This window comes from Gordonia iterans, from assembly GCF_002993285.1.
Lineage (GTDB): Bacteria > Actinomycetota > Actinomycetes > Mycobacteriales > Mycobacteriaceae > Gordonia > Gordonia iterans.
The window spans coordinates 234,448-255,632 of record NZ_CP027433.1; the positions used below are offsets into that span (position 1 = coordinate 234,448).

The window sequence follows — 21,185 nt, forward strand, 5'->3', positions numbered from 1 at the left end:
GAATATATAATACTGCACGGTGCGCGATTCGCCGCGACGCCGGACTCATGCCGCGGTCAGATCTGGTGCCGGGCGATGTGCTGGGCGGCGATCACGTTGCGCTGGATCTCGTTGGTGCCCTCGCCCACGATCATCAGCGGAGCGTCGCGGAAGTAGCGTTCCACCTCGTACTCCTTCGAATAGCCGTAGCCGCCGTGGACCCGGATCGCGTCGAGCGCGATCTCCATCGCAGTCTCCGACGCGAAGAGCTTGGCCATCCCGGCTTCCAGGTCCGCTCGCTCACCGCGATCGAGCTTGGCCGCCGCGTCCAGGGTCAGCAAGCGCGCCGCCTGCTGTTTGGTGGCCATGTCGGCGATCATGTTGCCCACCGACTGGTGCTTCCAGATCGGCTTGCCGAACGATTCGCGCTCCTGCGAGTACCTGGTCGCCGCGTCCAGCGCCGCCTGCCCCACTCCGAGCGCCCGCGAGGCGACCTGGATCCGGCCGACCTCCAGCCCGCGCATCATGTGCGCCCAGCCCTTGTTCGGTGCGCCGCCCAGAACCGCGTCGGCGGGCATCTGAGCGTCGTCGAACACCAGCTCGCAGGCCTCCACGCCGCGGTATCCGAGTTTGGGGATCTTGGCCGAGACGGTGAAACCGTCGGTGGGCTCCACCAGGATCACGCTCATTCCCTTGTGTGCCGGCGCGGCGGACTTGTCGGTGATGCAGAGGAGGCCGAACAAGTCGGAGTGGGCCGCATTCGAGATCCAGGTCTTGGCCCCGGTGATCGAGTAGCCGTCGGCGTTCGGCGCCGCCACCGTGCGCATCGCCTGTAGATCCGAGCCGCCGCCGGGTTCGGTCAACGCCATCGTCGCCCGGATGCCGCCCCCGGCCATCGCCGCCAGATACCGCTCCTTCTGCCCGTCGGTGCCGAAGGTCTTGATCAGATAGGTGATCACCGAGTGCCCGCCGATCGCCCCGGCCAGACTCATCCATCCCCGCGCCAGCTCTTCGCACACCGCGGAGAAGCACTGCATGGAGACGTCGACACCGCCGTACTCGGCCGGAGCGAGCAACCCGAAGAACCCGAGCTCCTTCATCTCCTCGATCCACTCCGCCGGATACACGTCGTCCTGCTCGAACTCCCGCACCCGCGGCGCCACCCGCTGATCGACGAAGTTCCGTACCAGGGAGACCATCTCCTGCTCGTCCTCGGTCAACGCCATTCGCCAGGTCCTTTCGGAGAAGATCGCCGAGAAGGCGATAATATATTATCCATGACGGTCGGCGGTCCGCGGCTCGACGGACTCGTCTCACCCGCTGCGCATGAGGACCGAGCCCCTTGCGGACGGTTACCCTGACGCTCACGCCACTCCCCGAACGCCCGCCGACCAGCCCCTTGAGCCAGCACCGCTCCCCCAACCAATCAGCCCCTTGAGCCGAAGAGGAACGAAGTGACGAATCGCGTCGAAAGGTCCCCCGAACCCGAGAGCGATCCGCCGGAGCCTCTGCCCGGTGCGGTCGACGCCCGGTTCACCCTGGCCGCCGAGCGCACCGCCCTCGCTTGGCTGCGCACCGCGCTCGGGCTGATCGCCGCGGGCATCGCGGTGCTGCATCTGCTGGGGCCGTTCGGCGAGCCGGCCGCCCGCACGACGCTCGGCATCACCCTGCTGCTGATCGGCGCCCTCACCGCGATCATCGGTCTCGCACGGTGGCGTGCCGTCGACCGCGCCCTCCACCGGGGCGGCCCGCTCCCCGGCCCCTGGCCGGTCCTGGCACTCGGCGCGCTGATCGTCCTGGCGAGCTTCGGCTTCGTCATCTGGCGCTGACACCCTCCTCGCTCCGTGAGCCGTTGAGGAGCGCAACGAAGAACCGCGTCGAAAAGTCCGCGCGGGCCTCGTCGCAGGACGATCACGTAACCGGCTCCGTCGATCAGCCGCACGCCGAGTCGGCGGATGTCGACAGGATCAACTGTGTGCGGCGTGATCGTTGGCCGAGCCCGAACAGGACAAAACAAGCTTTATGGCGATCCTGGGCAATGGCATCGGAGCCGTCACCGTCGCAGCCGGGACGAGCCCAAGGAGCCTTCCCAGTCAGCTCTGCCGTCCCAGCTTGTCCATTCGGCGGGTAGACACCCCGGCCAGGTAGCAGTCCGCGACGACGGTGATGAGCGCTGATTCGGCACGTTTGCGGCGCTCGAGCAGCCACTCTGGAAAGTAGCTGCCCGAGCGCAGCTTCGGGACAGCGACCTCGATCGTGCCGACGCGGGTATCGAGCGGCCGGTGGCGGTAGCCGTTGCGGTGATTGGTCCGCTCAGCTGATCGGCGGCCCCATTCGGCGCCGCACACGGCATCGGCGTCCGCGTACAGTAGGGCGTTGATCATCGTTTGCAGCAAATCGCGCATCAGATCCGGGGACGCTTCGGTCAGGGCTTGGCCAAGCAGGCCTGCAGGGTCGACAATATGGGGAGCGGTCATCGTTGTTGTTCCTTCTCGAGTTTGGTTGTGAGAGATCACTCGAAGGATCAGAGGAATGATCAAGACCTGTGGATCTGGGAGGGCGTGCCTTCCCGCAGAATGATCCCGGTAGTCACTTGATCAAGTCAGCGTTGCAGCGCTGGCGGAAAGGCACGCCTCGTGCTCACGGTAGTCAACGCCCCTGATGGTTCCAACCAGTCCAACGACGATCACCGGTCGATCCTCGATGAGATCGTGCGCGACGGGGCCCGGCAGATGCTCGCCGCAGCCCTGCAGGCCGAGGTCGCTGCCTATGTCGATCAGTTCACCGATCAGGTCGATGAGCACGGTCGCCGGCTGGTGGTGCGTAACGGCTACCACAACGAGCGGGAGGTGATGACCGCTGCTGGTGCGGTGCCGGTGCGGGCACCGCGGGTCAACGACAAGCGGGTCGACCCTGAAACTGGTGAACGTCAACGGTTCTCGTCGAAGATCATCCCGGCGTGGGCACGCAAGAGTCCGGAGGTCAGCGCGGTGTTGCCGCTGCTGTACCTGCACGGGTTGTCGTCGGGGGATTTCGGGCCGGCACTCGAGCAGTTTCTCGGCTCGGGTGCAGGGTTGTCGGCGGCCACGATCACCCGGTTGACCAGCCAGTGGCAGAAGGAAGCCGCGGCCTTCGAAGACCGCGACATCACCAGCGATTATGTCTACCTCTGGGCCGACGGAATCCACCTCAAAGTCCGGCTTGAGCAGGAGAAACTGTGCCTGTTGGTGATGATCGGTGTGCGGGCCGACGGCCGTAAAGAGCTCGTCGCCCTGGCCGATGGCTACCGCGAATCGACCGAATCGTGGGCCGATCTGTTGCGGTCGTGCCGGCGCCGCGGCATGGCGGCCCCGAACCTGGCCGTCGGGGACGGTGCCCTGGGGTTCTGGGCTGCGTTGCGCGAGGTGTTCCCGGATACCCGAGAGCAGCGGTGCTGGTTTCATAAACAAGGCAATGTGCTTGCCGCACTGCCGAAGTCGGCGCATCCGAATGCGGTCAAAGCGATGCAGGAGATCTACAACGCCGAAGACATCGACCACGCCCGCACCGCGATCACGGCTTTCGCCAAGACCTACGGCGCCAAGTACCCCAAAGCGGTCGCCAAGATCGTCGACGACGCTGATGTGCTGCTGGAGTTCTACCGTTATCCGGCCGAGCACTGGATTCATCTGCGCACGACCAACCCGATCGAGTCGACCTTCGCCACGGTCCGGTTGCGCACCAAGGTGACCAAGGGCCCCGGCTCACGGGCCGCGGGACTGGCGATGGCCTACAAACTCATCGAAGCCGCACAGACGAAATGGCGGGCCGTCAACGCACCCCACCTCGTCGCTCTCGTCCGGGCCGGCGCCACCTTCAAAAACGGCGAACTCGTCGAACCCGACACCGCCTCACCCGACCAGCAGGAGGCTGCCTGAAACAACCTCATCCACAGATCTTGACAATATCTCCGGCACGATCCCGGTCACCGGGCTACACCACTCTGTCAAGCCCCGGGTTTCTTGGAGACTGATTTAGTTGGTTTCCTTGGTTGCCAGAGCCGAGTTGGCCTGGACGTGTGATCGGCCTGCAGTGGCCGTGTCAGGCGGCGTTCTTGTCGTCGGCTGCTTGATCGAGGCTGGCCCAGTAGGCGGCCTCGTACTCGGCGGGCGGGACGTGTCCGAGCTCGCCGTGGAGCCGTCGCTGGTTGTACCAGTCGACCCACTCGGCGGTGGCGATCTCGAGGTCATCGATGCCGTGCCACATCCCCTTGCGTCGCTGCCTGGGGCCGCGGACCAGCTCGGCCTTGTACAGCGAGTTCAGCGCCTCGGCCATCGCGTTGAAGCTCCTATAGATTTTCAAGTCGATCAGGCCGCAATTTCGGGTTCGTCGACGCGGGGTTCGGCGGTGGTATCCGGTGTGGGCAGGAGTCGGAAGAGTTCACGTGCGAGGTAGCGCTTGAGGCAGCGGATGATTTCCCGTTTCGACAGGCCCTCGGCGGTGCGACGGGCGACGTAGTCGATGGTGGGCTGGTGCCAGCGCATCCGCACGATGACGACCCGGTACAGCGCGGCGTTGGCCTGGCGGTTCCCACCGCGATAGAGCCGGTGGCGGTTGTTGGTCTTGCCTGATCCGGCCGGGATCGGACAGGCGCCGCACATTTTGGCGAATGCCGCCTCGGACTTGATCCGGTTGGTGTTGTCGCCGGCGGTGATCAGCATCTGGGCCGCAGTGTCGTAACCGACGCCGACAGCCTCGATGAGCCGGGGTGCAGTGGCCGCGGTGAGTGTCTTCAACGACGCGGCGTGAGCCTTGGCCTCTTCATGCAGCGCCAGCCAACGCTGCGCCATTGAGGACAACACATGTCGCATCGCGGCCTCTGGATCGTTCGGGACAACTACGGCTGGTGCTCCACGGCGAACGGGTGGCAATGGGGTCGGGCCTTCCAGTGCCGCGCACGCGGTGATCAGCTTGTGGTCAGTGAGCTTCTCCAACTTTGCGCGCAGCGCTTCGCTTCCCGTCGCGAGGGTCGCTTTGAGTGTGATCATGGTGGTGGTTCGGGCTTGGACGGCACCGTCGTAGGCAATCTTGACCAGCCTGATCGTCTCCACTGCACCATCGGCGGTCTTCGGTGCCGATAAGCCGTGGCCGGCCAGCAGCTGCCGAGCGGCGTGCTCGGCGTCAATGGTGTCGTTCTTCCCCGCGAGACGACGTTCGGCGGCCCGCGCGGGACGGGCGATCTCATGGACCTGGTGGCCGTGGTTGCGCAGGTAGCGGGCCAGGCCGACGCCGTAGGAGCCGGTGCCTTCAACGCCGAACCCGATCAGACTTCCGGCCGGGCCGACCAACGCCAGACAGAAGGTGACGAGCTCGTCGAATCCGGCGACCGTGGCCGAGATGACCACATCACCGAGTCGTCCGCCGAGACCGTCGATCGCGACTGCTACGTGGTTGTCCTTGTGGGTATCGACACCGATGATGACATCGTCACGGCGGAGCTGCATGCTGGACATTAGGCTATGGATTCCTCTCTCGCATTCTGGGTCCATGGCTCAGCTGGCCGGAGTGGGCGGACAGGACTGCGATGAGACCCTGGTCGAGTCAGGCTCCTATCAGGTCACTGCCCACCCGGCCAGCAGCCTGGGTGAACGCCACCACCCGGGGTCGACAGGTCAACGCGAAGACACCCGCAGGGCCGGTCGTAGCAGGGGTCAGACACCAGGTGGTGACGCATACACGATCCTCGCAGTCGTAACTGTCGCCCTTGGACCCCACCGAGGCGACCACGTCGGCCTCAGCGAGCCGCTGGGTGTAGCGGATCGCTCGGTACTGGGCGCCCCTGTCGGAGTGGTGGACCAGTCCGGTCAGGTCCCGCCCGTCGCGCTGGCGACGCCAGATCCCCATCTGCAGCGCGTCCAGGGCGAGGTCGGTGTAGAGGCCCGTCGAGACCTGCCAGCCCACGATCATCCGCGAGTAGACGTCCAGTACGAACGCCGCGTACACCCACCCCGACATCGTCCTCACATATGTCAGATCCGCTACCCACAACCGGTCGGGCCGCGACGCGGTGAAGTCACGGTCGACCAGGTCAGCGGGCCGGCCGGTCTCCGCCGCGGGCCTGGTGGTGCGGGGATGCTTGTCGCGGAGCACACCCCGCAGCCCGGCGGTCCGCATCAGCCGCTCGACCGTGCACCGCGCCACCGACTCCCGGCCCGGCCCCGCCGACTGGCCGGGCTGGCTCGGCATCTGCCGGTTGATCTCGTGCCACACCTTCCTCGCGCCGTAGACCTCCATGTTCTCCTCGTGCACCTTCCTGATCATCTTGGTCAACTCCTCATCACGGATCGACCGCGGCGAAGCGGGCCGAGCCTTGTAGGCGTAGTAGGTCGACGACGCGATCTCGGCACTCGTGCCCTCCAAGGCAGCCAAGACCGGCTGGACGCCGCCGTGTTCCTCCGCAACGGAGTCCACGAACTCGACCCTCAACGCCGTGGGAACAGCTACCTCGCCGGACGGTCCAGCTCCGCGGCGAAGAAAGCCGATGCCTGCTTCAAGATCGTGTTCGCCCGCCGCAACTCACGGTTCTCCCGCTCCAACTCCGCGATCCGGCCCGCCTCGGCCGAGGTGACACCCGGCACGACACCGCCGTCGATCTCGGCCTGCTTCACCCACGTCCGCAACGCCTCGGGATGCACCCCGAGCTGGTCCGCAATCCGCTTAATCGCACCGACCTTCGATGCCGGATCCCGCCGAGCCTCCACCGCCAACCGAGTGGCCCGCTCCCTCAACTCCAACGGGTACTTACGCTGTGCTGCCATCTTCCTCTGTTCCTCCAGGTTTCGATGTCTCCATCAAACCCGGGGCGGGACACTCTATGGGGCACTACTTACTACGGCGAGTGGTCAGGCACGCACTGGACCGGACGAATCGGCACTGTTCACCAACGAAACCAGTTGTGCACGCCGCGACACCGCGTGGGGCCGACTTCAGCTTCAGCACCGCCGGACATGAGCGACCGCGAGCCGCCTCGCGTGGACGACCGTCTGAGGGGATCTTGGATCACTGACAAGGAACGACGTCGGCGTCGTCTAGAGTCTGGCGAGCCCATCGGAATGGAGCGCTACCTAGCCGCCGACTACGCTGAGATGTCGCTGGTGTGGGACGGTCGATGAGTCGTCAACCCGCACGGTGACAACCGGGTCTGGAAACTGACAAACCTCAGCGCAGGCTACAGCTACCGGTTCCCCGGTCAGCCCCGCGCCATGTCGACGAACTTCGACAGGTGCAGCTGATGCGCGACGGTGATCGTCGCCGTCGGGCCGTTGCGATGCTTGCCGACGATGATGTCGGCCTCACCGGCGCGGGGGTCGTCGCGCTCGAAGGCGTCCGGGCGATGCAGCAGGATCACCATGTCCGCGTCCTGCTCCAACGAACCCGACTCACGCAGATCCGAGACCTGCGGGCGCTTGTCGGTGCGCTGCTCGGGGCCGCGGTTGAGCTGCGAGATCGCGACCACCGGCACTTCGAGCTCCTTGGCCAGCAGCTTGATCGACCGGGAGAACTCCGAGACCTCCTGCTGACGCGACTCGACCTTCTTGCCCGAGGTCATCAGCTGCATGTAGTCGATCACCACCAGCTTGAGGTCGTGCCGCTGCTTGAGCCGGCGCGCCTTGGCGCGGATCTCCATCATCGTCAGGTTCGGCGAATCGTCGATGAACAACGGCGCATCGGTGATCTCGCCCATCCGCCGGGCCAGGCGGCTCCAGTCGTCGTCGCTCATGTTGCCCGAGCGCATGTCGCCGAGCTTCACCCGCGCCTCGGCCGACAGCAGACGCATCACGATCTCGGTCTTGCTCATCTCCAGCGAGAACATGGCCGCGGCATGCCCGTTGTGGATCGACGCCGACCGCAGGAAGTCCATCGCAAGCGTCGAGTTGTGGGTCGGCACCATCGCCTCGCCCGCCAGGTACAGATGGTCGGCGTTGTCGACCTGGACACAGCGCACCGGCACCGACGAGATCGGACGGATCGCCACGATCCGGCGGCCGCGGACACGGAACCGTCGTTCCTTGTGGAGCACCGCCTTTTCGTGGACGGTGAACACGTCGTCATCGGCGGCCATCCGGATCCAACCGGTCGGCTCGCGCCGGTAGGTGTACCCGAGCCCGGCGATCAGATCGGCGAGCACCTCGGACATGTGCCGGGTGACGGACGGGATGGTGATCCAGCCGTCGACCTCCACCCGGGCGCGGGCGTCGAGCAGGCCGGAGAGCAGAGCACGACGCTGCCGCACCGATCCGCGGAGGTACTCGTCCGGGATCAGGCCGGCGAGATCGGCCATCAGAGTCATGGTGTCGACGGGGCCTTCGGCCTCGATCCGGACGCCGATCTCGGGATCGTCGTAGGCCATGCCCGCCAGGGCGGCGACGGTGTACGGTCCGTACGCGAAGTCGCGCTCGGGCAGGTCCAGCGGCGTCGCATTGGGGATCAGCGCCCGGCCGACGTGGTGGCGCAGCGCATCGGTGGTCATCACCGTCACGGTGTCGTCGACCTCGGCCGACCACTGGTGATCCCGATCGGCCACGATCACCGCGCCGTCGTCGAACTCCACCTCGAAGCAGGGGCGGTCGGTCATCACGTCGCTGATCGCGACCACCCGGGTGGGCCTGCCGTCCGCGCCGATCAGCCGATCGCCGACGGCGACCTTGCCCATGCGCGTCCAGCCGGTCGGGGTGGGCAGCGGAGTGTCGAGGGCGAGCGCCTTGCCGACGCCGGGACGCGCCGCGACGATGATCATCTGCCCGGCGTGCAGACCGTTGGTGAGTTTGTCCAGATCCGCGAAGCCGGTCGGGACGCCCAGCGAGAGTCCGCCGCGCGAGGCGATGGAGTCCAGTTCGTCGAGCGTCGGCTGCATCAGCTCGTCGAGGATCGAGTAGTCCTCCGACGAGGTCCGCTCGGTGACGTCGTAGATCTCGGCCTGGGCCCGGTCGACCACCTCGGCCACGTCCTGGCCCTCCGAGCCCGCGTAGCCGTACTGCACGATCCGGGTGCCGGCCTGCACCAGCCTTCGCAGCAGGGCCTTCTCGGCGACGATGTCGGCGTAGAAGCCGGCGTTCGCGGCGGTCGGGACCGTGGAGATCAGAGTGTGGAGATACGGCGCGCCGCCGACCTTGCGGAGCTGGCCCTGCCGGTCCAGTTCGGCGGCGACGGTCACGGCATCGGCCGGCTCACCCTTCCCGTAGAGCTCGAGGATCGCGTCGTAGACGGCCTGATGGGCGGGCTTGTAGAAGTCGTCCGGCTTGATCCGCTCGAGGACGTCGGCGATGGCGTCCTTCGAGAGCAGCATGCCGCCCAGCACCGATTGCTCGGCAGCGGTGTCCTGCGGGGGCTGGCGAAGCGTCTCTTCACCGGGTGCGGGCGGCTGCGCCGGGCCCGGATCGTGCGAGTCTTCACTCAATGCTTCGCGCACCCCCTTTCCCAGACGCCGCTCTCGTCGATGACCCGGCTCCCGAGATGACCGGGCGATGAATCGGGTACCTCGGGAAGGTTAGGCGCAGGCCGCGTGCGCGGCAAACGGTCGCTGTGGACAACTCTGTGGGTGTCGTGTGGACGATTGGCTGTCTGCCCGGTCGGCATGTGCACAGCCCTGTGGATTCACGAACAGATTCTGGCCACAATCGACACATCGTCCGAGGTCAAGAGAGAATTCCGCTGTCCACAGAAGCGAAGTTCGGATTCCTCGGCGTGTCGCATTGCGCCACGCCCGGGGAGGTGTCGAGACGAGGTTGAGACCAGTTACCGACGAGTCATTCGTTCGAAGGACGCCGGGTCGACACCGTCGCGTGGTGAAATGAGAACGTGCGTGTGCCCAATTCGATTCCCCGCAAGCTCGCGACGCTCGTGGTGCTCGCGCTCGGCGCCGTTCTGCTGGCTCCGGCCGCTCCCGCCGCAGCCGCGCCGCCGCCGGAGTTGCAGTTCGACCGGTACACGCCGGTGAACCCGGCCAAGTACCAGTCGCTCCGCTACGCCGACGACGGCAGGTTCTTCTTCCGCGCGGGCAAGTGGCGCTGTCAGATCTGGCGGGCCGGCTCGGTCGCCTGCCAGGGGAAGCCCGCCACCGCGCCGCCGAACACCCTCGGCGTGTCCGTCACCAACGACTCGCAGGGCCCGTGGTGGGTGCCGCCGGGCACAACCTTCCGGTTCGGGTCCCAGGCCGGGTTCCGCGCACCGGTCCTGCGGCCCGGCCAACGGATCGTCACCAACAACGTGGTGTGCGCCGTGCCCCGCAGCGGAGTGGTCTCCTGCGCCACCAACAACCGCGCCTTCATTTTGAGCCCCCAGTGGCACAAGTTCTACGGGCCGCGCAGCTACCGCAACGGCAATCCCGCGCCGAGGTACCTGCCAGCGCACCTGCGGTAGCTATCTCGACCGCCAGGTCTCGACTCCGCCCGACCACCGAGAGCACCTCCAGGTCTCGACTCCGCTCGACCACCGAGAGCACCGCCAGGTCTCGACTCCGCTCGACCACCGAGAGCACCGCCAGGTCTCGACTCCGCTCGACCACCGAGAGCACCGCCAGGTCTCGACTCCGCTCGACCACCGAGGGCACCGCCAGGTCTCGACTCCGCTCGATCAGGAAGGGCACGCACTCGTCCGGCCAGCGCCTGATCGGCACGCGGCGATTCGGGCACGACGAAGCGCCGGCCACCTTTCGGTGACCGGCGCTTGTCCGTGTGGTGCGTCGAGCGTCAGGCGGACACGACGTCGACGGCGAACTTCGCCTCGACCTTCGGGTGCAGCTTCACGACGACCGGGTGCGAGCCGGTGGCCTTGATGTGCCCCTTCGGGAACGCCACGTTGCGCTTCTCGACGGCCGGGCCGCCGGCGGCGCGGATCGCCCCGGCCACATCAGCGGCGGTGACCGAACCGAACAGCTTGCCCGAGTCGTGGGTCTTCACGGTCAGCGAGACGTTCTCCAGGCCCTCCAGGGCCTGCTTCAGCTCGTTGGCGTGGTCCAGGTCGCGCACGACGCGCGCCTGCTGAGCCCGGCGGATGCCTTCGACCTGCTTCTGGGCGCCGCGGGTGGCGACGATCGCCAGGCCGCGGGGCAGCAGGTAGTTGCGGCCGTAGCCGTCACGCACCTCGACGGTGTCGCCGGCTTCGCCCAGGTTCTCCACAGCGGTGGTCAGGATCAGCTTCATGTCAGTGCTTCCCTTCCCGCTCAGCGACCGGTCGACGTGAACGGCAGCAGAGCCACTTCACGCGCGTTCTTGACGGCCACCGCGATGTCACGCTGGTGCTGGACGCAGTTGCCGGTCACGCGGCGCGAGCGGATCTTGCCGCGGTCCGACAGGAAGCGGCGCAGCAGCGCCGTGTCCTTGTAGTCGATGTCGGTGGTCTTCTTGTCCTTGCAGAAGGTGCAGGCCTTAGCCTTGGTGACCTTCTCGACGCGAGGCTTGCGCCCCTTTTGCTTTGCCATATCGGTGCTCCGTTAGTGCTCCTCGGGCTGGCGAGCCCGTATCAGAATGGTGGTTCGTCGTCCGCGGCGGCGAATCCGCCGCCGGCGGCCGGTGCGCTGCCCCACGGGTCGTCGGCCGGCTGCTGGGGCTGCTGACGGGGAGCGGACTGCTGGCCGTAGCCGCCGCCCTGGTTTCCGCCGCCGTAACCGCCCTGATTGCCGCCGAAGTTCCCGCCGCCGCTGCCGCCCCGCGGGGTGCGGGTGACCTTGGCGGTGGCGTAGCGCAGCGAGGGACCGATCTCATCCACTTCGAGCTCCACGACGGTGCGACGCTCCCCTTCACGGGTTTCGTACGACCGCTGCTTGAGCTTGCCCTGCACCACGACTCGAGTGCCCTTGGTGAGCGACTCGGTCACGTTCTCCGCCGCGTCGCGCCAGATGCTGCAGCGGAGGAACAGCGCTTCGCCGTCCTTCCACTCGTTGGTCTGGCGATCGAACGTACGCGGCGTGGAAGCCACCGTGAAGTTGGCGACCGGCGCACCGGAAGCGGTGAACCGCAGTTCCGGGTCGGCGGTGAGATTGCCTACGACGGTGATGACCGTGTCAGTCATGTCAGATTCCTCAGGTCGTGATGGTTGTCGCCTCGACTTCGTCGGCGGCCGGGTGGTTTCGACACCACCCTAACGGCCGCCCACGACAGCCGGCGGGGATCAACCGAGCCGAATCGGATGAGCCGGATCCGCCTACTTGCGCAGGACCTTGGTGCGCAGCACCGACTCGTTCAGCTTCAGCTGACGGTCGAGCTCGCTCACGGTCGCGGGCTCGGCGTTCAGATCGATGACGGCGTAGATGCCCTCAGCGTTCTTCTCCACCTCGTACGCGAGACGGCGCTTGCCCCAGATGTCGACGTTGTCGACGGAGCCACCGTCCTTCCGCACCACGTTGAGGAAAGTATCCAGGGATGGGGCGACGGTGCGCTCGTCCAGACTCGGATCGAGGATGACCATCAGTTCGTAGTGACGCATAAGACCTCATCACCTCCTATGGGCTAATCGGCCATGGACGTTCCACGGCAGGAGGGTCGCCTGCGTCGGCAACCCGTCCAAGATACATGAGAGGGCGGTGACCAGGGAAATCGGAACAGACAGGCCGAACAGTTAGAGTCGAGGCCATGCCTTCTGCCGGTTCCGTCCCCGCCGCACGCCGCGGGGGCCCGCTCCGCTCCCCACGGCCGCCGCTCCTCCACCGCGGAGAGACCTCGCTCATCATGGTCGCGGCACTGCTGTTCACCGCCGCCGCTCTGACCTGGAGCTATCGGGTCAAAGCCGCCTGCGGCGGAGCCCCCTACGACGAGTTCGGGCGCAGCGCCCGGTTCCCGGTGGGCGACCCGAACGCCGTCATTCCGTGCTACTCGGACCTGATGTTCCTCTGGGTCGGGCGGGACATCGACAACCATGTCTTCCCGTACATCCACGGCGGCATCACCGAGCAGGGCCATCTCTACGGCGGCGTCGTCGAGTACCCGGTCCTCTCGGGCCTGCTGATGTGGCTCGGGGCGATCGGCCAGCACACCGACCTGGAGTTCTTCCGGCAGTCCGCGCTGATCCTGACGCCGTTCGCCCTGGCGATCACCCTCCTCCTGGCCTGGATGAGCCGCTGGTGGGTGCTCCTGTGGGCCGCGACCCCGCCGCTGGTCCTGTACGCCTTCCACAACTGGGAGACCCCGGTGGTGTTCACCTCGGTCGCCGCGATCGCCGTGATGGCCTGGGCGGCGAGCGCGAACCCGCGGACCGGCGAACGGCGGATGTCCTTGCGCACGTCATCGATCATCGCCTCGGTGCTGCTGGCCGTCGGGTTCTCCCTGAAGCTCTATCCGGGTCTGTTCGTCCTGCCCCTGGCGCTCTACGTGCTGACGTGCGGCGAGCAGGGCGATCGGCTGCGGGACGGCGCCCGGCGGGCATACGACTGGGCCGGAGCCGCCTGGGTCGTGGCCGCCGCCGTCGTGACCACGCTGATCGTGCAGGTGCCGTTCATGGTCGCCGGGTACCAGGGCTGGAAGGCCGCCCTCGACTTCCAGGGCAAGCGCAAGGCCGACATCGACACCAATACCATCTGGTACTGGGGCAACTACTGGATCGGCAACGACGACACCGATCTGTACAACTCGATCGTCGGCCTGGCGTCGCCGGTGCTGATCGTCGCCGGCCTGGCCGCGGCGATCTACCTCGCCTGGCGCCGCTACACCGAGACCGGGGTCTTCCCGTGGATCGGCGCGAGCTTCGCGATGCTGGCGGCGTTCATGCTGTTCCACAAGGTCCACTCGCCGCAGTACACGCTGTGGGTCCTGCCCTTCTTCGTGCTCATGCGGGTGCGCTGGTGGGCGATCGCGATCTACCTGGTGACCGACGTGATCCTGGATCTGACGATCTTCCGGCTGTTCGGCGTCATCAACTCCGGTTCGGACATGGTGTGGTGGGTGATCGGCGGCGTCAACCTCGGCGTGTGGGCGCACTGGGTCCTGCTGGCCTACTTCCTGGTGACCGCGTGCCGCACCGGACTGCGCGAGCCGCTGGCGTCGTTCGTGCGGAGCGAACTCCCGCCGGATCCGCCGCTCACGCGTCTGGCCGCCGCCGATGCGCGCGACGCCCGGTGCTGGCTGGGGACGCCGGTCCTCGAGCGCGCCGGAATCACGCTGCGCCCGCTGACCGTCACCGATGCCCGGAACCTCGCTGCGGTGGCCGCCGACGACCCCGATCTGGGCCGCTGGACCTCGGGCACCCCCGGCGACCTCGGTTCGGCCGTCGAGTTCATCACCGCCGCGCATCGGACGCCCACGCGCCTGGCGTTCGCGGTGATCGACGACCGGTCGGGCGACCTGGTGGGCACCACCAGCTTCTACGACGTCGATGAGGCCAACCGGACGTTGGCGATCGGTTACACCTACTACGCGCGTGCGGCGCACGGGACCGTCGTGAATCCGGCCGCCAAGCTGATGCTGCTCGACTACGCGTTCTCCGAAGCCGGTGCCGTGCGCGTGGTCTGGCACACGCACGAGCAGAACGCGCAGTCCCGCGCGGCGATCGCCAAGCTCGGCGCGACCTTCGAGGGACTGCTGCGCAAGCACCGCCGCTTCCAGGGCGGCTGGCGCACCACCGCGCAGTACGCGATGACCGACGACGATTGGTCGCACGCTCGCGAACGGCTGGCCGAGCGTGTCGACCACCTCGACTCCGCCCCGGTCTGACCGGTCTGCCGGGCGCCGGCCGTGACCGCCGCAGAGCACGGGCGATCTACGCGTACGCGGGAACCGGCGGTGCGGCGGCGGACGGCTGGGGCGGCGTTGTGCGGGCCCTGAGCAGGTCGCGCACCACGAGGCCGCAGAGCACCACCAGGAAGACCGCGCGGACGACGACGGCGACGTAGAACCACTCGTCGGGAAGCCATTTGCGCGACGGATCCAGGAACAGTCCCATCCGCGGAACCCAGACGAGGGCGTCGACCACCATCCACGCGAGCAGGAGCCGCGCGTGCGGGATCGCCAGCACCGCGAGCGGGACCAGCCACAGCGAGTGCTGCGGACTCCACGCCTTGCCGACCAGCAGATAGCCGGCCACGAGCAGGAACATCAGCTGCGCGAAGAACTGCGGACTCGACGGCGCCGGCGAGCGCAGCGCCAGATAGGCGGTACCCGCGATCACGGCGGCGATGAGCACCAGCGCCAGAGCGTTCAGCAGCGACACCGAGGGCGACCACCCGGTGCCGGTGATGATCAGGCGGTACAGACTGTCCGGTTCGGCTCCCCGGTTCCACCAGGTCCGGTAAAACTCGCTCCAGCCCTGCGGATAGGCCAGCAAGACCGGCAGGTTCACCGCCAGCCACGCGATCACGGCGGCGGCGACCGTCGCGGCGAAGTCGTGCATCCGGCGGTCACGGGCGCAGATCACCGCCAACGCCGGGATCAGCAGCAGCGGGTACACCGATGCCGCGGCGGCCAGCCCGGCGAAGACTCCGGTCAGGATCACTCGCTCGCGCGCCCAGAACAGCATGGCGAGCGCGACCAGCGCCACCGGAATCACGTCGAATGCGGTGAAGCCGTGCACCAGCAGCAGCGGCGAGAGCGCCATCAGCGCACCGATCCAGATGCGGCGGCGATCGGTCATCATGGTCGCCCACACCGCGAGCAGCCAGAACAGCGCCAGCAGCAGCGCGGCGATGTTGAAGAAGGTGACCACGTCCAGCTGCCGCGGGATCGGCGTGCCGTCGACCAGCGCCTGCCACCCCTGCGTCGCCCTGGCCACCGCGTACAGGAAGCCGCCGATCAGCACCGGCTGGTCGGTGTACCGTTTCGTCCCCTCCTCGCCGTCCGCACCGGGCGCATACCAGAAGGTGCGGTAAGGCATCGTGCCGTGCCGGAGATCCTCCAGCGTGAGGCGCTGTGCGCCGTACATCGCGATCACGTCGCTGTAGCAGAGGCCGTAGTACTGGCGCTGATTGTCCCAGTTCAGGCGCACCCCGGACGACGGTTCCCCGTTCTCCGACGGCACCGGCGCCTGCTGCAGGCAGCCGGCCTTGCCGAACCACGACACCGCCAGGGCCAACAGCCCCATCAGCAGCACCACGCGCACCGGCGTCCAATTGCGGCTGCGCCCGATCGCCGCGTGCCGTCCGACCGGACCGCCGATCACCTCGCTGGCGGCCGCGACCTGTGCATTCGCCCGGCTGGGCAGGATCCGCCAGGTGTTGATCCGGCGCTTCTCGGCCAGCGGCCGCGGCGACTGCACGCCGTCGTGATTCGACGGCACACCGTCGTCGTTCGACGGCGCCGAGCCGTCCTCGGCCCCGATGGCGCTCACGCGCGGATCAGGCCGTCGGGACCGGGTCGGAGTCGTTCGGCGCGGGGACCTCTTCTTCCCCGGGCGTCGGCTCGCTCGGTGTCCGGTTCGGATTGCCGCGGCGCGGACGGGTCGTCGTCGGATCTCCCCACGGGATGGTCCAGCCCGGTCCGACCGTGATGTTTCCGTCGTCTCCCTGACCGGGCAGACGCGGTCGCGTCGGCGATGTCCGGTCGGTCGGCGTGTACGTGGTCGGCGGCGGCTCGTACGGGACGCCCGCCTGGCCGCCGACAGGATCCGGCGTGGGGAAGTCCTCGATGGGCTGGCCGGCCAGAGCCTGGTCCATCGCCGCCTTCCAGATCTGCGAGGGCAGTCCGCCGCCGTAGATCGACGCGCCCGCGTAGTTGCGCAGCGGCTTGTCGCCCTTGGCGGTGCCGACCCAGACCGCGGTCGAGAGCTGCGGCGTGTAGCCGACCATCCACGCGTACCGGTTGTTCCCGGTGTCGCCGAGCTGCGCGGTACCGGTCTTGGCGGCCGACGGGCGCGAACCCAGCGACGAGTCGTACAGCGAGTTGCCGTTGGAGTACGCGGCAATGGGTTCCAGGGCGGCGGTCACGTTGTCGGCCACCTTGGCCTGGAAGACGCGCTTGCCCGGGTTGGGCTGGCGGTCGAAGAGCACTTCGCCGGTCGAGGTCTCGACCTTCTTCACGAAGAACGGCTCGCGGTAGATCCCGGAGGCGGCCAGCGTCGCGTACGACGACGCCAGGTCGAGCACGGTCGAGTCGTACTGACCGAGCACCACGCCGCCTTCGGTTCGGCCGTTCGCGTTCACCAGGGTGGGCTTGCCGTTCAGGGTCTCGGCGACGCCGGCCCGGTGGGCCGCCGACACGACGTCGTCGGCCCCGTTCTTCAAGTCCATCATCAGGCGGTAGTACACGGTGTTGAGCGACATCTTCATCGCCGTCGCCAGGTTGCAAGTGCCGCATGATTCACCGTCGGAGTTGGTGACCCGCAGACCCGAGCTGGTGGTGTAGGTCGACGAGTCGTAGCGCTGCGAGAGCGGGATGTCCTGCTCCAGCGCCGCGATCAGCGCGAAGGTCTTGAACACCGAGCCGGTCTGCAGGCCCGTCGACGCGTAGTCCCAGCCGGCGCCGTCCCAGCCTCCGAAGTAGCCCTCGATCCCGCCGGTGGCCGGATCCACCGACACCGACGCGGTGCGCAGGTCCTTCGGCTCGCCGCTCATCTTGCTCTTGGAGGCGTCCTGCAGCGCCTTCTGCACCTTCGGGTCGATGGCGGTGGTGATCTTGAGGCCGTCGGTGCGCACCTGCTGCTCGGAGATGCCGAGTTTGCCGAGTTCGGCGAGCACCTGGCGCTTGATCAGGCCGTTCGGGCCCTCCGCGTCGGAGTCGGCGACCGGTTTGGGCTCAATCGTCCGGGGGAAGGTCTGCTGGTTCTTCTCCACCTCACTGATCGCGCCGATCTTGACCATGCCGTCGAGCACGTACTCCCAGCGATCCTTGGCCAGTTCCTCGTCGACGGCGGGGTCGTAGATCGAGGGCCCGCGGATGATGCCGGCCAGCAGGGCAGACTCGGAGACCGTGAGCTTGGAGACGTCCTTGTTGAAGTACGCCTTCGACGCCGAGGCGACGCCGTAGGCGCCGCGACCGAAGTAGATGGTGTTCAGGTAGGCGGCCATGATGTCTTCTTTGGACCACTTGCGCGACATCTTGGTCGAGATCGCCAGTTCCTTGAACTTGCGCTGGTAACCGGCGATGCCGGTCGCCTCGTCGCCCACCATCGCGTTCTTGACGTACTGCTGGGTGATCGTGGATCCGCCGCCGGCGCCGGCGTTGCCGGTCACCTTGCCCAGGGCGGCGCGGGTGAAGCCGCGGAGGGAGAAGCCGGAGTTGGAGTCGAAGTCGCGGTCCTCGGCGGCCTTGATCGCCTCGATCATCGACTCCGGGATGTCGTCGTACTTCACGTCGGTGCGGTTGCCCTCTGGGGGCACGATCCGGGCGATGGTGCCGCCCTTGCTGTCGACGATCGTCGCGACCTGGTTCTGCTTGATGTCACCGGGCCCGGGCACGTCGACCACCAGATAGGTGATCAGGAAGGCGACCACGCCGATGATGGCGACGAGCGGCACCACTGCGGCGCCCAGGCCCAGAACCCAGGCGATCACCCGCGTGACCCGAGACCGCTGAGACCCGTCGGTCCCACCGGTGGTCTTCTTCTCGCTACTCATCGCTCTCCCACTGTCTCCCCGCTCACCGGCTCATCCTGTCGGACGACGCCATCTTCCACTGTGACCGCACACGGGGCACCGTTTCAACTCCGGCAGACCTCGACGGACCTCCCGGAGACGTGACGTCCACCCCTCTTACTTCGCGGCACGGCGCCGTGACCGGGCGACCGGCGCCAGTCCGGCAACGTACGAGCGGATCAAATGGTTCCAGTGACAGGTCCGGCACACCTCCACCACGTGCACGGTGAACTCGCCCGCCCGGGCTTCCAGGCGGGCGATCTCCGCGGGTGTCCGGGCCGATCCCGATGCCTGGCCGAGGGACGAGCCGAACACCCAGGACACCTGCGTGATCTGCTCCTTGCGGCAGACGGGGCAGCTCTGTCCGGTGGCGACCCCGTGGAACTGCGCAGCTCGCAGCAGGTACGCGTCGGCATCGCAGACTTCGTCGAGCCCGAGGCGGCCGCCGCGCACCTCGGCCAGCTTGGCGCGCTTGGCGAGCGCATAGTCCACGACCCTTCGGTGCACGAGCACCAGCGTAGTCCTGACGTACCGGGACCCGGCGTGTGACGGAGATCAATCTTCGTCCCTACTCATTGGTTAGGTGCGAATTATATCGATACGATACATTCGGTGCTACATCAGCTCGTCGTAACGACGGCACCGGTACGTCCGCGGCACCAGAAAGGGGCTCCCATGCTGGAGATGGCCATCCTCGGCCTCCTGCTCGAGTCCCCGATGCACGGTTACGAACTACGCAAGCGGCTCACCGGCCTGCTCGGCGCGTTCCGCGCGTTCTCGTACGGCTCGCTGTACCCGACGCTGCGGCGCATGCAGGCCGACGGCCTCATCGTCGAAGACGACAGCCCCGGCCCCACCGGCGCCAAGGTCCGCCGCGGGCGGCGCGTGTACCGGCTGACTCCGCAGGGCGAAGCCCGCTTCGCCGAGTTGCTCGCCGACACCGGCCCGCAGAACTACACCGACGACGGTTTCGGTGTGCACCTGGCGTTCTTCAGCCGCACTCCCGCCATGGCGCGGATGCGGATCCTGGAGGGCCGCCGCCGGCAGGTCGAGGAACGGCGCGAGTCGCTGCGCGAGCTGCTCAGCCGCGCCGGGCTCGGCTCGGACCACTACACGCGCCAGATGCACGAGCTCAGCCTGGAGACCTCCGAACGTGAGGTTCAGTGGCTCAACAAGCTGATCGCCGACGAGGCATCGGGCGCCGGGAACGCAGTGAGCGGGCCCAGTGCCACGGGCGCCGGGAACGCAGTGAGCGGGTCCGCCCCCACAGATTTGACCGCAGCCGGTGATTCCGGCAGCGGTGAAGAAGGAAAGAACCCGGCGGCAACGCAATCCGCCGTTCCGCCGCGAAAAGAAGGAGAACCCGACCATGGGTGACACCAACACAGTGCGCGTGGCCATCGTCGGCGTGGGTAACTGCGCCGCTTCCCTGGTCCAGGGCGTTCAGTACTACAAAGATGCCGACGAGAACGCGAACGTTCCGGGCCTGATGCACGTGAAGTTCGGCCCGTACCACGTGCGGGACGTCAAGTTCGTCGCCGCGTTCGACGTCGACGCCAAGAAGGTCGGCTTCGACCTCTCCGAGGCGATCGGCAACAGCGAGAACAACACCATCAAGATCGCCGACGTGCCCCCGCTGGACGTCACCGTGCAGCGCGGCCACACCCTCGACGGTCTGGGCAAGTACTACAAGGAGACCATCACCGAGGCCGACGGCGACGGAGTCGACGTCGTGCAGGCCCTGAAGGACGCGCAGGTCGACGTCCTGGTCAGCTACCTCCCGGTGGGCTCGGAGCAGGCCGACAAGTTCTACGCGCAGTGTGCCATCGACGCGGGCGTGGCCTTCGTCAACGCCCTGCCGGTGTTCATCGCCTCGGACCCCGAATGGGCCCAGAAGTTCACCGATGCCGGTGTGCCGATCGTCGGCGACGACATCAAGAGCCAGGTCGGCGCGACCATCACCCACCGCGTGATGGCCAAGCTGTTCGAGGATCGCGGCGTCGAGCTCGACCGCACCTACCAGCTGAACGTCGGCGGCAACATGGACTTCAAGAACATGCTCGAGCGTGAGCGTCTGGAGTCCAAGAAGGTCTCCAAGACCCAGGCCGTCACCAGCAACCTGACCGGTCCGCTGTCGGGCAAGGTGTACGACAAGAACGTGCACATCGGCCCGTCGGACTACGTCGCCTGGCTCGACGACCGCAAGTGGGCGTACGTCCGGCTCGAGGGACGCGCCTTCGGCGACGTGCCGCTGAACCTGGAGTACAAGCTCGAGGTCTGGGACTCCCCCAACTCGGCCGGCATCATCATCGACGCCGTGCGCGCCGCGAAGATCGCCAAGGACCGCGGCCTGGGCGGCCCGATCCTCCCGGCCTCGGCCTACCTGATGAAGAGCCCGCCCAAGCAGATCGCCGACGACGTCGCGCGCAGCCAGCTCGAGGCCTTCATCATCGGCGCGGACTAACCCTCCGTCCCTTCGGCGGTCGAGCAGACCGCCCATTGGTGGTCGAGTAGACCGTCCATTGGTGGTCGAGTAGGCGAGGCGCTAGCCGAGCCGTATCGAGACCCTCGTTCGGTGGTCGAGTAGGCGGACCCACTTGGTGGTCGAGCAGACGAGACCCCGTCCGGCGGTCGCGCAGGCGAGCCCCCCTTGGTGGTGGTCGAGTAGGCGAGG

Annotated in this window: 18 protein-coding genes and 2 pseudogenes; 6 read left to right on the forward strand and 14 right to left on the reverse strand. The window is 67.3% G+C overall.

Going from position 1 to position 21,185, the window contains the following annotated elements:
- Positions 1-56: 56 nt before the first annotated feature.
- Positions 57-1,205, reverse strand: coding sequence for an acyl-CoA dehydrogenase family protein (locus tag C6V83_RS01060; protein ID WP_105940836.1), 1,149 nt, complete (start codon positions 1,203-1,205; stop codon positions 57-59).
- Between the two features lie 228 nt (positions 1,206-1,433).
- On the opposite strand from C6V83_RS01060, the gene C6V83_RS01065 reads away from it, so the two are divergent.
- Positions 1,434-1,808 carry a YidH family protein gene (locus C6V83_RS01065; RefSeq protein WP_105940837.1) on the forward strand — a complete coding sequence of 125 codons (375 nt, stop codon included), beginning with the start codon at positions 1,434-1,436 and terminating at the stop codon, positions 1,806-1,808.
- A 279-nt stretch (positions 1,809-2,087) separates the two neighbouring features.
- On the opposite strand, the pseudogene C6V83_RS01070 reads toward C6V83_RS01065, so the two are convergent.
- Positions 2,088-2,456 (reverse strand): annotated as a pseudogene (locus C6V83_RS01070) (transposase); the annotation flags it as partial.
- A gap of 159 nt (positions 2,457-2,615) precedes the next feature.
- Here C6V83_RS01070 and C6V83_RS01075 point away from each other — a divergent pair.
- A complete protein-coding gene (locus C6V83_RS01075) occupies positions 2,616-3,896 on the forward strand; it encodes an IS256 family transposase (protein ID WP_105940838.1) in 1,281 nt (426 codons plus the stop codon).
- A gap of 163 nt (positions 3,897-4,059) precedes the next feature.
- On the opposite strand, the pseudogene C6V83_RS01080 reads toward C6V83_RS01075, so the two are convergent.
- The 5 genes and pseudogenes from C6V83_RS01080 to dnaB all read right to left on the reverse strand — a co-directional run.
- A pseudogene (locus C6V83_RS01080) lies at positions 4,060-4,299 on the reverse strand (integrase core domain-containing protein); the annotation flags it as partial.
- Between the two features lie 26 nt (positions 4,300-4,325).
- Positions 4,326-5,471 carry an IS110 family RNA-guided transposase gene (locus C6V83_RS01085; protein ID WP_105940840.1) on the reverse strand — a complete coding sequence of 382 codons (1,146 nt, stop codon included), beginning with the start codon at positions 5,469-5,471 and terminating at the stop codon, positions 4,326-4,328.
- Positions 5,472-5,559: 88 nt separating this feature from the next.
- Positions 5,560-6,444 (reverse strand): IS3 family transposase, encoded by an 885-nt coding sequence (locus C6V83_RS01090; protein WP_267893963.1) that lies wholly within the window; start codon positions 6,442-6,444, stop codon positions 5,560-5,562.
- 14 nt (positions 6,445-6,458) lie between these two features.
- A complete protein-coding gene (locus tag C6V83_RS01095) occupies positions 6,459-6,776 on the reverse strand; it encodes a transposase (protein WP_105940842.1) in 318 nt (105 codons plus the stop codon).
- A gap of 431 nt (positions 6,777-7,207) precedes the next feature.
- A complete protein-coding gene (gene dnaB, locus C6V83_RS01100) occupies positions 7,208-9,415 on the reverse strand; it encodes a replicative DNA helicase (protein WP_267893964.1) in 2,208 nt (735 codons plus the stop codon).
- A 401-nt stretch (positions 9,416-9,816) separates the two neighbouring features.
- Between dnaB and C6V83_RS01105 the strand changes: the two genes are divergently transcribed.
- Positions 9,817-10,377, forward strand: a complete 561-nt coding sequence (locus C6V83_RS01105; RefSeq protein ID WP_105940844.1) for a hypothetical protein — start codon at positions 9,817-9,819, stop codon at positions 10,375-10,377.
- 329 nt (positions 10,378-10,706) lie between these two features.
- Here the strand turns inward: C6V83_RS01105 and rplI are convergent, their stop codons facing one another.
- From rplI to rpsF, 4 genes are all read right to left on the reverse strand, one after another.
- Positions 10,707-11,159 (reverse strand): 50S ribosomal protein L9, encoded by a 453-nt coding sequence (gene rplI, locus C6V83_RS01110; protein ID WP_105940845.1) that lies wholly within the window; start codon positions 11,157-11,159, stop codon positions 10,707-10,709.
- 20 nt (positions 11,160-11,179) lie between these two features.
- Complete coding sequence (rpsR, locus tag C6V83_RS01115) at positions 11,180-11,437, reverse strand: 30S ribosomal protein S18 (RefSeq protein ID WP_105940846.1); 258 nt, start codon at positions 11,435-11,437, stop codon at positions 11,180-11,182.
- Positions 11,438-11,478: 41 nt separating this feature from the next.
- Positions 11,479-12,027, reverse strand: a complete 549-nt coding sequence (locus C6V83_RS01120; protein ID WP_105940847.1) for a single-stranded DNA-binding protein — start codon at positions 12,025-12,027, stop codon at positions 11,479-11,481.
- A 132-nt stretch (positions 12,028-12,159) separates the two neighbouring features.
- Positions 12,160-12,441: a 30S ribosomal protein S6 gene (rpsF, locus tag C6V83_RS01125; protein WP_105940848.1), complete on the reverse strand. Its 282-nt coding sequence runs from the start codon at positions 12,439-12,441 to the stop codon at positions 12,160-12,162.
- A gap of 146 nt (positions 12,442-12,587) precedes the next feature.
- On the opposite strand from rpsF, the gene C6V83_RS01130 reads away from it, so the two are divergent.
- Positions 12,588-14,660, forward strand: a complete 2,073-nt coding sequence (locus C6V83_RS01130) for a GNAT family N-acetyltransferase (RefSeq protein ID WP_105940849.1) — start codon at positions 12,588-12,590, stop codon at positions 14,658-14,660.
- 46 nt (positions 14,661-14,706) lie between these two features.
- Here C6V83_RS01130 and C6V83_RS01135 read toward each other — a convergent pair whose 3' ends face one another.
- The 3 genes from C6V83_RS01135 to C6V83_RS01145 form a co-directional block, all read right to left on the reverse strand.
- A complete protein-coding gene (locus C6V83_RS01135; protein ID WP_234353810.1) occupies positions 14,707-16,269 on the reverse strand; it encodes a glycosyltransferase family 87 protein in 1,563 nt (520 codons plus the stop codon).
- Positions 16,270-16,276: 7 nt separating this feature from the next.
- Entirely contained in the window at positions 16,277-18,493 is a 2,217-nt protein-coding gene (locus C6V83_RS01140; protein WP_105940850.1) for a transglycosylase domain-containing protein, read from the reverse strand.
- A gap of 135 nt (positions 18,494-18,628) precedes the next feature.
- Positions 18,629-19,018 carry a DUF5318 family protein gene (locus tag C6V83_RS01145; RefSeq protein WP_105943629.1) on the reverse strand — a complete coding sequence of 130 codons (390 nt, stop codon included), beginning with the start codon at positions 19,016-19,018 and terminating at the stop codon, positions 18,629-18,631.
- A gap of 168 nt (positions 19,019-19,186) precedes the next feature.
- Here C6V83_RS01145 and C6V83_RS01150 point away from each other — a divergent pair, with 168 nt between their 5' ends.
- The gene (locus tag C6V83_RS01150; RefSeq protein WP_105940851.1) at positions 19,187-19,888 is read left to right on the forward strand and encodes a PadR family transcriptional regulator; all 702 of its coding nucleotides are present in this window, start codon (positions 19,187-19,189) and stop codon (positions 19,886-19,888) included.
- Positions 19,881-20,975 (forward strand): inositol-3-phosphate synthase, encoded by a 1,095-nt coding sequence (locus tag C6V83_RS01155; protein ID WP_105940852.1) that lies wholly within the window; start codon positions 19,881-19,883, stop codon positions 20,973-20,975. Before C6V83_RS01150 ends, C6V83_RS01155 begins: the two co-directional genes overlap by 8 nt.
- Positions 20,976-21,185 lie beyond the last annotated feature (210 nt).